The 15,292-nt window shown below is 65.6% G+C and carries 8 protein-coding genes; 7 read left to right on the top strand and 1 reads right to left on the bottom strand.

Going from position 1 to position 15,292, the window contains the following annotated elements; genetic code table 11:
• Nucleotides 1–187 precede the first annotated feature (187 nt).
• The 6 genes from V7116_RS08025 to V7116_RS08050 all read left to right on the top strand — a co-directional run bounded on the left by V7116_RS08025 (nucleotide 188) and on the right by V7116_RS08050 (nucleotide 11,838).
• A complete protein-coding gene (locus V7116_RS08025; RefSeq protein ID WP_324391380.1) occupies nucleotides 188–2,245 on the top strand; it encodes a protein kinase domain-containing protein in 2,058 nt (685 codons plus the stop codon).
• Between the two features lie 35 nt (nucleotides 2,246–2,280).
• A complete protein-coding gene (locus V7116_RS08030; RefSeq protein ID WP_324391381.1) occupies nucleotides 2,281–3,795 on the top strand; it encodes an ArnT family glycosyltransferase in 1,515 nt (504 codons plus the stop codon).
• 139 nt (nucleotides 3,796–3,934) lie between these two features.
• Nucleotides 3,935–4,690 carry an SDR family NAD(P)-dependent oxidoreductase gene (locus V7116_RS08035; protein WP_324391382.1) on the top strand — a complete coding sequence of 252 codons (756 nt, stop codon included), beginning with the start codon at nucleotides 3,935–3,937 and terminating at the stop codon, nucleotides 4,688–4,690.
• A 164-nt stretch (nucleotides 4,691–4,854) separates the two neighbouring features.
• Nucleotides 4,855–7,257, top strand: coding sequence for an ATP-dependent Clp protease ATP-binding subunit (locus tag V7116_RS08040; RefSeq protein WP_324391383.1), 2,403 nt, complete (start codon nucleotides 4,855–4,857; stop codon nucleotides 7,255–7,257).
• Between the two features lie 184 nt (nucleotides 7,258–7,441).
• The gene (locus V7116_RS08045) at nucleotides 7,442–11,452 is read left to right on the top strand and encodes a serine/threonine-protein kinase (RefSeq protein ID WP_324391384.1); all 4,011 of its coding nucleotides are present in this window, start codon (nucleotides 7,442–7,444) and stop codon (nucleotides 11,450–11,452) included.
• A gap of 20 nt (nucleotides 11,453–11,472) precedes the next feature.
• Nucleotides 11,473–11,838: an FHA domain-containing protein gene (locus V7116_RS08050; RefSeq protein WP_324391385.1), complete on the top strand. Its 366-nt coding sequence runs from the start codon at nucleotides 11,473–11,475 to the stop codon at nucleotides 11,836–11,838.
• 82 nt (nucleotides 11,839–11,920) lie between these two features.
• On the opposite strand, the gene V7116_RS08055 is transcribed toward V7116_RS08050, so the two are convergent.
• Nucleotides 11,921–13,804, bottom strand: a complete 1,884-nt coding sequence (locus V7116_RS08055; protein WP_324391386.1) for a hypothetical protein — start codon at nucleotides 13,802–13,804, stop codon at nucleotides 11,921–11,923.
• A gap of 246 nt (nucleotides 13,805–14,050) precedes the next feature.
• Here V7116_RS08055 and rocD point away from each other — a divergent pair, with 246 nt between their 5' ends.
• A complete protein-coding gene (rocD, locus tag V7116_RS08060) occupies nucleotides 14,051–15,271 on the top strand; it encodes an ornithine--oxo-acid transaminase (protein ID WP_324391387.1) in 1,221 nt (406 codons plus the stop codon).
• Nucleotides 15,272–15,292 lie beyond the last annotated feature (21 nt).

A 15,292-nucleotide genomic window follows, 5' to 3' on the forward strand; every position in this document is an offset into this window, starting at 1 on the left:
CGCAATGTGTACCGGTGCGGAGCACAGCGTATAATGTGACGCAAAGTAGGAAATATGCCCTCAATAGCAGATTTAGTACCGAGGGCATTTCGTCGGCGGCGCACACCTACGCTATACTAAGAAGGGCATACGCGGGCGTGTGTGAATACTTTGATCTCCGCTTGTCGCCCAACCGTGAGAAATTTCTATGTCTGCGGATCCCCTGGTCGGGAAACAGCTTGGCGACTATACCATTCTGGGCCTGTTAGGGCGGGGTGGGATGTCGCGCGTATACCAGGGCTACGATGAAAACCTTGATCGTTACGCCGCCGTAAAAGTTATTAGCAGCGATTTCGCCACCACGACCGAAGAAGAATATACGCGGCGCTTTCAGATCGAAGCGCGCGCCATCGCTCGCCTGCGCCACCCGAATATCGTAGGTGTGTACCAGTTCGGGCGCAGCGAGGGCATTTATTACATGGCGATGGTCTTCCTCGAAGGCCAGGATCTGCGCAGCTACCTCAATGGTTTCGTCGAACGCCGGGTACTGCTCCCGGTACCCGAGATTCTACGCATCGCCCGCGACATCGCGGGCGCGTTGGACTATGCGCACGAGCAGGGTGTCATTCACCGCGACATCAAGCCGTCGAATATCATGCTCGAAAAGCACACCGGGCGCGCGATCCTGATGGATTTCGGCCTCGCCTTGAGCGTGCACGAAGGTACGACCGGCGACACGTTCGGCAGCGCCCATTACATCGCGCCGGAACAGGCCGTGTCGTCCGCGCAGGCGGTCGCGCAGAGTGACCTGTACTCGTTGGGCATCGTGCTGTACGAGATGCTGGCGGGCAAAGTGCCCTTTGACGATCCGTCCGCGATGAGCGTGGCGCTGAAACACCTCAACGAAGCGCCGCCGCCCATGTCGCTCTATAACCCGAAGCTCCCGCCCGAAGTCGAAGCGGTGATCATGCGGGCGCTGGAAAAGAAGCCCGAGCACCGCTACCCGACCGGGCGCGAGCTGGTCGATGCGCTGGAACGGGCGCTCCACCGGTCCGGCTACGGCAACAACGCGCCGCTCAGCGCCGTGCCGCCGTTCATGCCGTCCACCGATACGGAGCCGACCCCGTGGTTCGGCCAGCGTCCGAACCTGACGCCCGATCCGTCCGAGACGAATCCCACGCCGGAACCCGGTGCGCTGGCGCAGCGCTTCGCGCGGTACAAAGCGCGCAAAGAAGAAGAGACGGTCGGAAATCTGAGCGAGGATCAGCTTGCGCTCGATGACGGCACGTTGAACTCGATCCTGGACAGCTATGCCGACCCGCGCGAGCTGGGGCTTGTGGGCCCCGGCGCAGAACCGTTCCACCCGGCACACGCCGAAGAAGACGATCTGCGCGCCAGCATTGCGACGGCTCCCCGCGCCCGGCGGCGGCTGCGGATCGGCGTGCTGCTGCTGTCGATCCTGCTGCTGGCAGGGGCCTTGATCACCGCGTGGTACATGGGCGGGCCGGGCAAAGATGATACCGTCGAGGGCGGAAGCCCGGCGGCGGTCGCCATCCTGTCCACGGCGGATCTCACGGATGAAGCCGAACCGACCATGCGGCCCAGCGTGACCCGTACGAGCGCGCAGTCCACCGGGACGGTCGCGGCAACCAGCACGACCACCGGGGCAGCGGTCGTCACCGTCGAGCCGTCGGAGTCGCCGGTCCCGACGCAGACCGAAACACAGCCGCGCGCCACGACGTCCCCCGCGCCGTCCGATACGACGGAGCCGACAAAATCATCCACGCCCACGACAGCGCCCAGCGATACCGCGTCGCCGTCGCTCACCCCGACGCGCGCCCTGCCCGCAGGCACGGTATCCGATCCGGCGTTGCAACTGGTCTACGACGAAGACGAGTTGCTGCTGGTCAACATCTCCGGCCAGCCGCAGGACATCAGCCAGCTCGTGTTTACGCAAACGGTGAACGACGGGACCGTCTACAATTTCCAGGCGAACCTGTGGCGGGCCAGCAGCGCGAACCTCATTTCGATGCCTAACGGGTCGTGCTATCAGGTGGTGCGCGCCGAAGTCACGCGCGCCGAGCCTGATTCGTCGCTCTGCCCGCGTTTTCTGGGATGGTACCAGCCCGGCATGGAATTGCGGTATTTCTGGATCGCGGAACAGCCGAATGCCTCCTTTATTGTCCACTACGCGGGCGACGACACGCCGTTAGCGACCTGTGACATCGCCGCAGGAGAGTGCTTTGTCGCGCTTCCCGAAGATTAACCCCGCCCAGGCGGCACGCCGTAACTGAGGCTGTGATGATACGGCGCCTGTTCTCTTCATCCCCTGCTCCTTCTGCCGCTCGTCTGCTCCAGGTGTGCATCGGGCTGCTGGTGTATGCCTTCACGCGGCTCCACAACCTGACCGCCCTGCCGCTGTTCGTAGACGAGAGCTTCCACATCGAAACGGCCCAGCGCGCGCTGGAAGGTCAGGTGCTCGGCTCTGCGGCGCACGGGCGCTTCTTCCGCGTATGGTTCAATGCCTTCGTCGGCGTGGATGCCCCGGTCGCGGCGTGGACCACGCGCGCAGGCACGGTCGTCGTCGGGCTGCTGGGCGCGGCGGCATTTTACGCCCTGGTGCGTGCCTTCACGTCGTCGCACCGTGCGGGCATGGTCGGGCTGACACTGTGGATCGCGGCCCCCTACCTGCTGTTTTACGATCGCATGGCCCTGGCCGATCCGGTGCTGATCGCGTTCAGCGCCGCCGCCGTATGGCTGGCGTGGCGCTTGATGCGCACCGGATCGATCTGGATCGCGGCGGCGCTTGGTATTGCGCTGGCGCTGGTGCTGCTGGCGAAAGCGCCGGGCGTGGTCTGGATGCCGCTGCCGGTCGTCGCGCTGATCCTCGCGCCGGGCCTGACGCCCCGCCGCCGGATCGTGTTGGGCGCGGTGGTGCTCGCGGCCTTTGCCGTGATCTGGGCGCCGTTGGAACTGCTGCTGTGGCTCAAGGACTACAACTATTTCGGGCTGGCGAGCACCTTCACCGGCGGCGTGGATCAAAGCCTGTTCAAGCGCACGCGCACGAATCTAAGCGACGTGCTGGCAATCGACGCGGCGTACCTGGGCTGGCCGGTGCTCGCCGGAGCAGCCGCGGGCGGCCTGTATTGGCTGGCGCGCAAACCGCGTCCGGCGCTGCTGGCGCTGATGGCGCTCGGCATGAGTGGCGGCGGCGCGATCCTGTTTGGCTATAACATCAATTCGCGCTATGCCTTGAATCAAGTACCCTGGGTGCTGCTGCCGCTGGCGGTCGGGCTGGGACTGGTCATGCGGCGCTGGCCGCGCGCGCAGTGGCTCATTTATGCGGGCGTCGCGGCCTGGATCGCCGTCTTCGCCGCGCCGTTTATGCTCGACGCCTGGAACGATCCGCCCGCGCTGCCGCTGCACGGCAACGATCTGCTGGAATACGTGCAGGCTGAAACGTCCGGGTACGGCGGGACGGAAATCGGGCATTGGCTGAGCACGACGGATGACCCGCTGCCTGCGATCGGGCTGGTGGGCAACTGCCAGACCCTGCGCCTTGCCGCCGATCCGCGCGTGGTGGAATGCCCGGCAGTCTATTGGGACGGCACGAACGCCGACGCGCTGATGCAGATGATCGAGGCGCGCGCGGCAGAGGGACCGCTCTACGTCGCGGCGGACGATCTGTCGTACATCGACCCGTCGCAGCTCCCGGAGCCGAAGTCGGTGGTATTGTCGGTCGAGCGGCCCGGTGGCCTGCAAACGATGGCGTTGTACCGTATCGAGCAAGGGGCAACGTTAGGAAACGGGGAGTGAACGCAGAACCGGGTAGGGCAAGCCCTACCCCTACGAAAAGCAGCAGCGTTTGCCTGGGAAGGCATACGGAGCCAAGCTGGAAACACCGCTGTTCCCCATTCCCTGTTCCCTGATTCCTTATCACGAAGAAGGTCATGACATGAGCGCATTTACGGTTGATCTCACAGGCAAGGTCGCGCTGGTGACCGGCGCGGGGCGCGGCATCGGCAAGGTCATCGCGGGCACGCTGGCCCGGTCGGGTGCGGCAGTGGCGATCAACGACATCGATGCGGAGCGCGCCGGAGCCGTCGCGGGATCGCTGGACGGCGCGCGGGCCTACGTTGCGGACGTGGGCGATCCGCAGGCGGTGCAGGACATGATCGCGGCCATCGTGCGCGACATGGGACGGCTGGACATCATCGTCAACAACGCCGGGATCGAATACAAAGCGCCGTTCTTCGAGATGACCGTCGCGCAGTGGCAGCACACACTCGACGTCAACCTGAGCGCCGCGTTTTACACCGCGCAGAGCGCTGGGCCCATCATGCGCGACGCGGGTGGCGGCGTGATCGTCAACATCGCGTCCATCGCCGGGCACAACATCCCGATCGCCAACCGCGCGCCCTACGTCGCCAGCAAGGCCGGGCTGATCGGCCTGACGCGCGAATGCGCGCGCGAGTTTGCCGCGTATAACATCCGGGTGAATGCCGTCTGTCCCGGCGTGATCGAAACCGAGATGACCGCCGAGCTGCGCAGCAACACCGCGCAAATGGCGAAGTGGCTGGAAGACATCCCGCAGAAGCGGCTCGGCACGCCGGACGACGTCGCGGGGCTGGTCCTGTTCCTGTGCTCGGACGGCGCAGCCTACCTGACCGGGCAGGCCATCAACGTGGACGGCGGCAAGGTGATGTTGTAAAAATCGTCCTGTGAGCGGCGCGCGCACGAGGTGTCTGGCGCACCCCGAACAGTGCGGCACAGGATCACAGGGATTAACGTCCCGTATTAAGAAAACATGCGCGCTCTGGCGCTCCTGGTATACTTGGAAGCCAATCGCCAAAGAAGCGGGGAAAAGAGAACGTTATGCCATCGTCGCCACTCGACATCAGCGAACAAGAGATACGCAAGCGCTGCGGTCCCTTGCTGGAAGGCGCGATTGAAGAAGCGACCCGGCTGCGGCACAACTATATTGGGGTCGAGCACCTGTTCAACGCCCTGACCCGTATTCCCGGCAGCACCGTGGCCCGCCTTCTGCTCGAAATGGGACTGGAACCGCGCGAGATCCGCAACCTGATCCGCCGCGAAGTAGGGGCCGGGGATGATGTCGTCTCCGAGACGCCGCCCCTCACGCCACGCGCGCACCGGGTTCTGGCTATGGCCGTCTATCTGGCCGACGATTCCGGGGACCGGTTCGTGACGGAGGAGCAGCTTTTGCTGGCGCTGCTGCAGGAAGGCGAAAGCCTGCCCGCGCGCGAGCTGCACAAGCTCAACGTCGATCTGACCGACTGGATCGAGCGCCTGCTGGATAAGATCGAAGACAACGACGGTGAGTTTGACGAGTTCCTGTTCGAAGAGCTGGATTCCGCGCTCGAACAGGCCGCCGATGATCCCGCCATCAGCGGGCACCGCATGCCGACGCCGCTGCTCGACAAGTACGGGCGCGACCTGACGGCGCAGGCCCGTGCGGGCAAGATCGGCCCGGCCATCGGGCGCGAGCGCGAGATCCGCATGGTGGCGCGCACGCTGACCCGCAGCAAAAAGAACAACCCGCTGCTGCTGGGCGATTCGGGCGTGGGCAAAACCGCCGTCATCGAAGGGCTGGCGTTCAACATCTCGGACGGCACCGCGCCGCGCTTCCTGCATGGCAAGCGCATCGTGCAGCTTGAGATCGGCACGCTGGTCGCCGGGACGAGCCTCCGCGGACAGTTCGAGGAGCGCATCGTCGGCATCGTGGACGAGGTCAAAAACGCGCCGGAAGTGATCCTGTTCATCGACGAGATCCATACCATCGTCGGTGCGGGCGACACCATCGACAGCAACCTGGACGCGGCCAACATCCTCAAACCGGCCCTGGCGCGCGGCGAGATCACCTGCATCGGCGCGACGACGTTCGAGGAATACCGCAAGGCCATCGCCAAAGACCCGGCCCTGGACCGGCGCTTCCGCACGATCGACATCGGGGAACAAAACGCCAGCGAGGCGCTGGAAGTGATCGAGCACGTCTACCAGCGCTACGAGCAGCACCACGGCGTGACCATCACGCCGGAGGCGCGCAGCGCGGCGGTGCGGCTTTCCGACCGCTACATGCGCGACCGGCGTCTGCCCGATAAAGCGCTCGACCTGCTCGACGAGGCCTGCGCGCGGCTGGTGATCCAGTCCAACAGCCCCGACCAGACGATGCTCGACATCAAGCCGGAGATCACGGCCCAGACGATCACCGAAGTGCTCAGCGAGTGGACCGGCATCCCGGTCAGCGAGCTGACCGCCAACGAGCGCCAGCGCTTCGCCACGATGAACGATGCCCTGCGGCTGCGCGTCGTGGGCCAGGACCACGCGATCGAGGTCATTTCCGACGCCGTGAAGACCAACCGCGCCGGGCTGGGCGATCCGCACCGTCCGGTGGGCGTGTTCCTGTTCCTGGGACCCAGCGGCGTGGGCAAAACGGAGCTGGCGAAAGCCCTGGCCGAGTTCCTGTTCAACGACGAAAACGCCATGATCCGGCTGGACATGTCCGAGTTTCACGGCGAGCACACCGTCGCGCGGCTGATCGGCGCGCCGCCCGGCTATAAGGGCATGGAACAGGGCGGCCAGCTTACCGAAGCGCTGCGGCGCAAGCCGTACAGCGTCGTGCTGCTGGACGAGGTCGAAAAGGCCGCGCCGGAAGTGTTCGACATCTTCTTGCAGGTGTTCGACGAGGGCCGCCTGACCGATTCGCAGGGCGCGACAATGGACGCCCGGCACGCAGTCTGGATCATGACCAGCAACATCGGCACGGGCGACGTCGGCAAGGGGCTGGGCTTCATGGCCTCGCCGGAAGACCTGCCCGACTACGATTTCCACCTGAAGAAGCACTTCCGGCCCGAATTTTTAAACCGGCTGGACGAAGTGGTCGTCTTCCACCCGCTGACCGAAGCGGCGCTGAACCAGATCCTCGATCTGCAAATGCTTGAGGTGGTGGAGCGGCTCCAGGCGCAAAACCTGACGCTGATACTGGACGACAGCGCCCGCACGCTGCTGCTGCACGAAGGCTACGACCCGGCCAACGGGGCGCGTCCGCTGCGCCGCGCGATCGAGCGGCTGCTGACCCGCCCGCTGAGCACGGCGATCCTGAGCGAAACGTTTGTGCCGGGCGATACGATCCGCGCGGTGTCGATCAGCGACCGGCTGGTGCTGGAACGCGAGGAAGCCACCGCCCACTACAGCACGCCCGAAAGCCACCCGGTCCGCGAGGACGTGGACGGCAGCGAGCCTGCGCGGGCGGAATAAGAACGAGATCGTAGGGTGGATTGATCGCCCTTTAACGTTTGACTTCGGAACCGTAAAAAGGCAGAGGACGGGCTGCAAACCCGCCCTACCAGGCTGTACCTTTACAATTCGGCGGTCCTGTCCCCTGCACAGGCTGGACCTTGCACTGGGGCGACCGCAACAGTGACAGCACACACACTCATTTATGTCTACGAACAACCTTCCACCCGTTCCACAGTCCGGTATTCCGCCTCTGGCCCTGCCCGTCGAGCAGGAACATAAACTGCTGTCGCGGCGGCGTAAAGCCGACCAGACCGATCCTTTCGCCAGCGATCCGAACGACGACGTGCGCCGCCTGGGGCGGCTGGCGCTGCGCCGGGACGTGCTGCACGCCTACGACTATCTGGCGATCGGGGATCTGTGCGCGCAGTTGTCGCTGGCCGAAGCGGACCGGCGCATGCGCGTATATTACGTGGGCAAGGCGATCCAGGCCTACCGGCGCGCGGCGGAGCTGGCAAACGGATCGACGGACCGTGAGCGCGCGCAAAAGGCGTTTGAAGCCTACGTGCAGTGGACGGTCCGCATGGCGCGCGCCGCACCTTCGCGCCGCAACATCTCCGTGGCGCTGTGGGCCGTGGCCGAAATGGAACAGGGCAGCCCGGTCGAGAACCTGAGCGACGAGGCGCAGCTTCTGGCGCTATGGTACGTCGCGCCGCCGCAAACCGACGAGGTGACGCCCACGCCCGATCGCACGCCCGCCCCCGATCCCGAAATGGCGACCGAGATGTACCCGGACATGATCGCCACCCGCAGCGAAGAGCCGCGCGAGATCGACTCGGAAGTGCTCTCGACCGGCGATCACGCCGCGCTCAGCGAAACCCGCTCCGACCGTTCCGAGGTGTTCCACGTCGAGGTGGAAGAAACGCAGGGCGCGCGCGGGCCAATGCCGGTTGCCGCGCCGCTGCCGATGCGTCACACGGACGAAGGCGACTTCGATTACGGGGACAAGATCGATGACCGCTACGAAGTCGCGCAGGTGCTGCGCGGCGGCATGGGCATCGTGTACCTGTGCTATGACCACGACGATCGCAAAGCGGTCGCCATCAAGACGTTCCAGGGCCGCTTCCTGACCAACGAAAACGCCGTCGCGCGCTTCACGCAGGAAGCGCTGACGTGGATCCGGCTCGAAAAGCACCGCCACATCGTGCAGGCGCGGCGCGTGCAGAAGTTCGCCGGGCGCCCGCATATCATTCTGGAGCACATCTCCGGCCCGGAAGGGCTGGGGCCCGATCTGCGAAGCTGGATCCGGCACAACCGCATCGACCTGCCCACCGCGCTGGAATTCGGGCTGCATATCGCGCTGGGCATGCAGCACGCCGTCCGGCTGGTGCCGGGACTGGTCCACCGCGACCTGAAGCCCGCCAATATCCTGGTGCGACACGACGGCATCGCCAAAGTCACCGACTTCGGGCTGGTGCGCTCGCTGGATCTGGAAGACATCCCGCCTGCCGAGGAATTCAACGGCGATTCGAGCCGCCTGACGCGCGACGGCGCGATCGTGGGCACGGCCCCCTATCTCTCGCCGGAACAGTGCCGCTCCGAAGTGGTCGATCTGCGCTCGGACATTTACGCGTTCGGCTGCGTGCTGTTCGAGATGCTCACGCGCCAGACGATCTTCGACGTGAAGCGCTTCCCCGATTGGGTCGATGCGCACCTGAACCAGCAGCCGGACTTCCCCGACACGCGCCTCGACATTCCCGACGACGTGCGCGCGCTGACGCTCAAGTGCCTGGAAAAAGATCCCGCCGACCGCCCGCAGACCTGGGGCGAGCTGGTGGATGTGCTCGCCGCGCAGTACGAAGCCATTACCGGCGCGCCGCCCGATATGGAACTCAGCGGCCCCGCGCTGGAACTGCGCGAATTGATGGACAAGGGCTACAGCTTGACCGAACTGGGCTACGCCGAAGAAGCACTGGTCGCCTATGACCGCGTGCTCGACCTGGAGCCGAAGTCCGCATGGGCGTGGGCGCGCAAAGGCCGCACGCTGCGCCTGCTGGGGCGCTACGACGAGGCATTGGGCAGCTACGACCGCGCGCTGGAACTCAATCCGCGCTTCGCGTGGGCGTGGACCGGCAAGGGGCAGGTGCTCGAACGGCTGAACCAGATCGAGCGGGCGCTGGCCGCGCATCAAACCGCGACCGAACTTCAGCCCGGCAACGTGTGGGCGTGGTACAACCAGGCCGAAGCGCTGCACGCCCTACGCGAGTACGACGCGGCGATGGCTGCGCTCGATCGCGCACTGGAAATCGACCCGAATCACGCCGAAAGCTGGGCCAAGCGCGGGCAGGTCCTGCGCGCCACGGAGCGCTTCCCCGAAGCGCTCAACGCCTATAACCGCGCCTTGGAACTCAACCCGCCCTATGCCTGGGCGTGGAACGGCAAGGGCCTGACGCTCAAAGCCATGCTGCGCCTGGACGAAGCGCTGGAAGCCTTCGAGCAGGCCGCGCGCCACCAGCCCGGCGAGGTGTGGCACTGGTACAATCAGGCCGAGATGCTGGTCGAGCTGAGCCGCTACCGGCAGGCGCTCGCCCCCGCCCAGCAGGCGACGCGCGTCGCGCCGCAGCACGCCTATTCGTGGGCCAAGCTGGGGCAGGTCTTCCGCTACCTGGAACGCTACGAGCCTGCGCTCGAAGCCTACGATCACGCGCTGGCGCTCAAGCCCGATTACGCCTGGGCGGTCAACGGGCGCGGCATCGTGCTGGAACGGCTGGCCCGCTATGAGGAGGCGCTGGAGATGTACCACCGCGCCGCCGAAATCGCCCCCGACGACGTGTGGCACTGGTACAACCAGGGCAACCTCCTGGTCCTGCAAGAACGTTACGCCGAGGCGATCCCCTTGCTGGAACGCGCGATCCAGGTCAACCCGGACCACGCGCGCAGTTGGGCGCGGCTGGGCAACACCTACCGCCACATGGACGAGCCGCAAAAGGCGCTCTCGTATCTGGCGCGGGCGGTGAAGCTCGATCCCGGTTATGCGTGGGCGTGGAACGAGCGCGGCGTCGCGCTGGAACTGTTGGGACGTTATAACGAGGCCGTCGAAGCCTATACGCGCGGCGCGATGGCCGAGCCGCAAAATCCGCTCTACTGGTACAACAAGGGCGATACGCTCGTATTCCTCAAGCGTCACGACGAGGCGCTCGAAGCGCTGCGCCGCGCCCTGGAAGTCGATCCGCGCTACGTGCGCGCCTGGGCCAAGCAGGGGCAGGCCATGCGCCGCATGGGCCGCTATGAAGAAGCGCTCGCCAACTACAGCCGCGCCGTGGAACTCTCGCCGGAATACGCGTGGGCCTGGAACGGGCGAGGGCTGGCGCTCAGCGCGTTGGGACGGCATGAAGAAGCGCTGGTGTGCTTCCGCCGGGCCGCTAATTTGCAACCGGACGACGTGTGGTTCTGGTATAACCAGGCCGACGAGCTGATCATCATGCACCGCTACGAGGACGCGCTCATGCCGTTGGAGCGCGCGCTGCGGCTCAACCGCGATCACGCCGAAAGCTGGGCCAAACATGGGCAGGCGCTGCGCCGTCTGGGACGTTACAAAGAGAGCGTCGCCGCCTACGATCAGGCGCTCAAGCTGGAGCCGCATTACGCCTGGGCCTGGAACGGGCGCGGGCTGGCGCTGGAAGCGATGGACCGGCGCGAGGAAGCGCTGAGCAGCTACGAGCGCGCCGCCGAGGAAGATCCCACCAGTGTGTGGTACTGGATCAACCAGATCGAGCCGCTGCTGGCGTTGGGACGGCGCGACGATGCGCTGGACGCCATCGACCGCGCGCTGGAAATCGACCCGACCAACGACGCAGCCTGGGCCCGCAAGGGGCAGGTGCTGCGGCGCATGGACCGTCACGAGGACGCGCTGAAAGCCTACCAGCAGGCGCTGGCGATTTCCGCCGATTACGCCTGGGCCTGGAACGGGCTGGGGTTGGCGATGGCCGCGCTGGAACGCTGGGACGAGGCGCTGTCCTGCTACGACGAGGCGACGCGCATCGCGCCCAATGACGCGTGGTTCTGGCACAACCGGGGCGAAGCGCTGATGCAGCTTCAGCGCTGGGAAGACGCCGTGCGCGCCTTCAGCAAGGCCCTGGAAATCGATCCGTCGCACAAGCCCTCGCGGGACAAGCGGACGGAAGCGCGCCAGCACCTCAACGACGACGGCGACTAGAAACCGGAGGAACCGAGCGGATGGAAGAAATCATTATTGCCGTGATGAGCGGTCCGCAAGATGGCGCGGTGCTGCCCTTCGAGACGTTAACCACGCCCGGCGAGCCGACTGAAATTTCGATTGGGCGGCGTGAAGGCTGCGACGTCTGCCTGAGCTACGACAGCCAGGTCTCGCGCGAGCACGCCATGCTGGCCTACGATGGCGATCATTTTTGGCTGGAAGATCTGCGCAGCACGAACGGCACCTACGTACGCGGCGAAAAAATCAGCGGGCGCGTCGAGGTGATGCCGGGCGAGCTGTTCCGCATCGGGCGGACGTGGCTGCGCGTGGAACCCATCGCCAGCTTCATCTCGCCGTCCCTAGGCGACGACGATCTGCCGTTTTAGCCACATTCCACACCGTTTTCTAAGCACGACAAAAAAGGGACGTCCGGTGGCGTCCCTTTTTATATATTTCTGGGCGGCAGCCCTACGGCAGCGCGGGCAGGATGCGCGTAGGATCAGGGGAGGGGCGCTGCGTCGGCGTGCGCGATGGCGTCGGCGTCCTGGTGGGGCGCGGAGTCACCGTCGCGGACGGTGTGGCGGTCGCGGTGCGCGTCACCGTAGGCGTTCGCGTCAGCGTAGCGGTATCCGTCGGCGTGGCTGTATATGTCGGTGTGGACGTGTACGTCAGGGTGACGGTCGGCGTATCGCTCGGCGTGGGGGTATCGCTGGGCATATGCGTCAGCGTTGGCGTGACGGGCGTATCCGTCGGCGCGGGCGTGTCCGTGATCGTCGGGCGCGGCGTAGTGGAGGGTTCGGGCGTCTCGGACGGTTCGGGCGTCGTCGTCAGCGTATCCGTCGCGCTCGGTTCCGGCGAGGCGGTCAGCGTAGCGGTGGACGTTGCGATATCGGTCGGCGAGGGCGTCTCCGAAGGCGTTTCGGATGCCGTCACGGTCAGACTGGGCGTGACGGTCAGCGTGGGCGTCAGCGTCTCGGTAGGCCGCGCGGCCTCGGTTTGCGTGGCAAACTCCGACTGACGCGTGGCTTCCAAATTCAGCGCGAGCGTCGCCGTTGGGCCGGACGATCCGCCGCCCTCGTCCTCGTCGCCCGCATCAAACGCGCCCAAAAACGCCGCCGCGCCCAGCGCCGCGACGATCAGCAGTGCCGCGACCAGTCCCACCACCGGGACGAACCGCGACGCGCTGGGCTGCGCGACGGGAGCCATCTCGATCGGGCTGTTCGCCGCCACCCACCCTGCGATCAGCAGCGCGGGCAGCGTATACCGCGCCTGCATGTCGATCTGCACCAGACCCTTATAGTCCAGGCTGCGCAGCGCGGCGGCCAGCTGCGTCGTATTGGGCGTATAGCCGTGCGCGGTCGCCCAGGTATGCAGATCCTCCAGGGTCGCGCCCGCGCCGGGATATTCCTCGTTCAGCGCGACCAGCGCCGTCAGCGCCAGCCGCTCGTTTTGCGCCATCTCCTGCCACAGCGGCTCGAAAATCTCGCTCGACTGTTCCAGCGCGGCGTCCTGTACCGCGATCAGGTCGTGCTCGGTGATCGGGCCGTTGTGGTTGCGCTCCTCAGAACGCCGGAACAGCAGGCGGCAGATCGAGTGCAGCAGGAACGGGTGGCCGCCCGCCAGCGCCAGGATGTCCGCCACCACGCCCTCGTCGTAGCGCGCGACGCCTTCGAGCGGCTGCTGGACCAGCACCGCCGCATCCTCGCGTGAAAGCTCGCTGAGGCGCGTATGCAGCACCGGATCGCTCAGCAGCGTCGTCGCCAGCGCCTGATCCTCGTACGCCGCATCGACCGAAACGACCAGCTCGATGCGCGGGTGCGTGATCATCAGCCCGCCCAGGAAATCCCAGATGTCGCCGGGCACCGCGCCGTGCTGAATCGCCGGGAACAGCAGGTGCGCGTCATCCAGCGCCAGGATCAGCGTGCGCCCGCGCAGGGCCGTAACCGCGATGGTCAGGTAATCCGACTCGAACCAATCCCGGATCGAGGGCAGTTCCTCGCCCGGGTCCACCTCCGGCGGCCACTCCGGCAGGCGGTACGTGCTGGACCCCGCCAGATCGAGCGCGAGGCGGATGTCCTCGGTCATCGCCAGAATCAGCGATTCCTCGTCCGCCAGCGAGGCGTTCCCCAGGGCCACCAGACACACCACGTACCGCTCGTCGAGCTGCCCGGCCAACTGGTAGAGCACCGACGTTTTGCCCAGGCCGCGCCGCCCGATCAGCGCCAGCGCCCGCCCAAACGCCGCCCCGGCCAGATTCTGCCGGAAAAACGTGAACGTCTCCGCACGGTTGACGAAGTAAGCCGGGTGTTCGGTCGGGTTGAGCGGATTATACGGGTTGGGGATGGCGGTCATAGCCTGATCCTGGCGTGCTGGTTGGGTATTTATTAACGTGTAGTGTACCGCCATGAGCCAGCGCGCGGCAAGTTGCGGGGGGATACCGCACAGTTGGGAAACAGCGGAAATAGGGAAAAACTGCCGCCGCGAAATGCTGCTGCCGCCTGCGGCCCTATATGGTCTACGAATGGACCGGGCCAGGATCGTATAATCTCTTAAAGCACTCCACCATCGCATCGTGAAGGACTGTCAAAAGGATATTCTATGAGCAAGGCTATAGACTTAACGACAAATGACTTTATCGCGCTCGAAGCGCAGTATGGCGCGCATAACTATAAACCGCTCGAAGTCGTGCTCAGCGAAGGTCAGGGCGTGTGGGTCTGGGATGTGGAAGGCAACCGTTACATGGACTGCCTGAGCGCCTACAGCGCCGTGAACCAGGGCCACGCCCACCCGCGCATCCGCGCCGCGCTAATCGAGCAGGCGGGCCGTCTGCCGCTGACCAGCCGCGCGTTTCACAACGACCAGCTCGGCCCGTTTTACCAGCAGGTCTGCGATCTGACCGGCTTCGAGATGATGCTGCCCATGAACACTGGCGCGGAAGCGGTCGAAACGGCGCTGAAGGCGGCGCGCAAGTGGGGGTACACGGTCAAGGGCGTGCCGGACGGGCAGGCGGAGATCATCGCGTGCGCGGGCAACTTCGCCGGGCGCACGATCTCGATCGTCAGCTTCAGCACGGAAGAACAATATCGCGCGGGCTTCGGCCCGTTTACGCCCGGCTTCTCCGTGATCCCCTACGGCGATGCGGCGGCGCTGGAAGCAGCTATCACGCCTAACACGGTTGCGTTCATTGTCGAGCCGATCCAGGGCGAAGGCGGCGTGATCGTGCCGCCGGATGGCTATCTGCGGCAGGTGCGCGAGATCTGCACGCGGCACAACGTGCTGTTCGTCGCGGACGAGATCCAGACCGGGCTGGGGCGCACCGGCAAACTGTTCGCCTGCGATCACGAGGACGTCCGGCCCGACATGGTGACCATCGGCAAGGCGCTCTCCGGCGGCTACTACCCGATCTCGGCGGTGCTCTCCAGCCGGGAAGTGCTCGGCGTGTTCAATCCCGGCGACCACGGCAGCACCTTCGGCGGCAACCCGCTGGCCGCGGCGGTCGGACGTGCCGCGCTCGACGTGCTGGTCGAGGAGGGCATGGTCGAAAACGCGGCGGTGATGGGCCAGTACTTCCAGGAACAGCTCGCGGAGATCAACAGTCCGCACGTGCGCGAGGTGCGCGGGCGCGGTCTGATGATCGGCGTGGAACTCAAGCCGGAGGCGGGCGGCGCGCGGCGCTTCTGCGAAGCGTTGATGCACGAGGGCGTGCTGGCGAAAGAAACGCACGCCAACATCATCCGCTTCGCCCCGCCGCTGATGATCACGCAGGACGAGATCGACTGGGCGCTGGACCGCATTCGCCCAGTGCTGCGCATGAAGTAGCGATCCCGTTCCTCATAGCTG

The sequence above is a fragment of the Aggregatilinea sp. genome, assembly GCF_036822615.1.
Classification (GTDB): Bacteria; Chloroflexota; Anaerolineae; order Aggregatilineales; family Aggregatilineaceae; genus Aggregatilinea.

Bases quoted from the DNA above. Each gene is read 5' to 3' on its own strand.
- V7116_RS08025 (WP_324391380.1), top strand. From the start codon at position 188: ATGTCTGCGGATCCCCTGGTCGGGAAACAGCTTGGCGACTATACCATT.
- V7116_RS08040 (WP_324391383.1), top strand. From the start codon at position 4,855: ATGCCATCGTCGCCACTCGACATCAGCGAACAAGAGATACGCAAGCGC.
- V7116_RS08030 (WP_324391381.1), top strand. From the start codon at position 2,281: ATGATACGGCGCCTGTTCTCTTCATCCCCTGCTCCTTCTGCCGCTCGT.
- V7116_RS08055 (WP_324391386.1), bottom strand. From the start codon at position 13,804: ATGACCGCCATCCCCAACCCGTATAATCCGCTCAACCCGACCGAACAC.
- V7116_RS08045 (WP_324391384.1), top strand. From the start codon at position 7,442: ATGTCTACGAACAACCTTCCACCCGTTCCACAGTCCGGTATTCCGCCT.
- V7116_RS08050 (WP_324391385.1), top strand. From the start codon at position 11,473: ATGGAAGAAATCATTATTGCCGTGATGAGCGGTCCGCAAGATGGCGCG.
- V7116_RS08035 (WP_324391382.1), top strand. From the start codon at position 3,935: ATGAGCGCATTTACGGTTGATCTCACAGGCAAGGTCGCGCTGGTGACC.
- rocD (WP_324391387.1), top strand. From the start codon at position 14,051: ATGAGCAAGGCTATAGACTTAACGACAAATGACTTTATCGCGCTCGAA.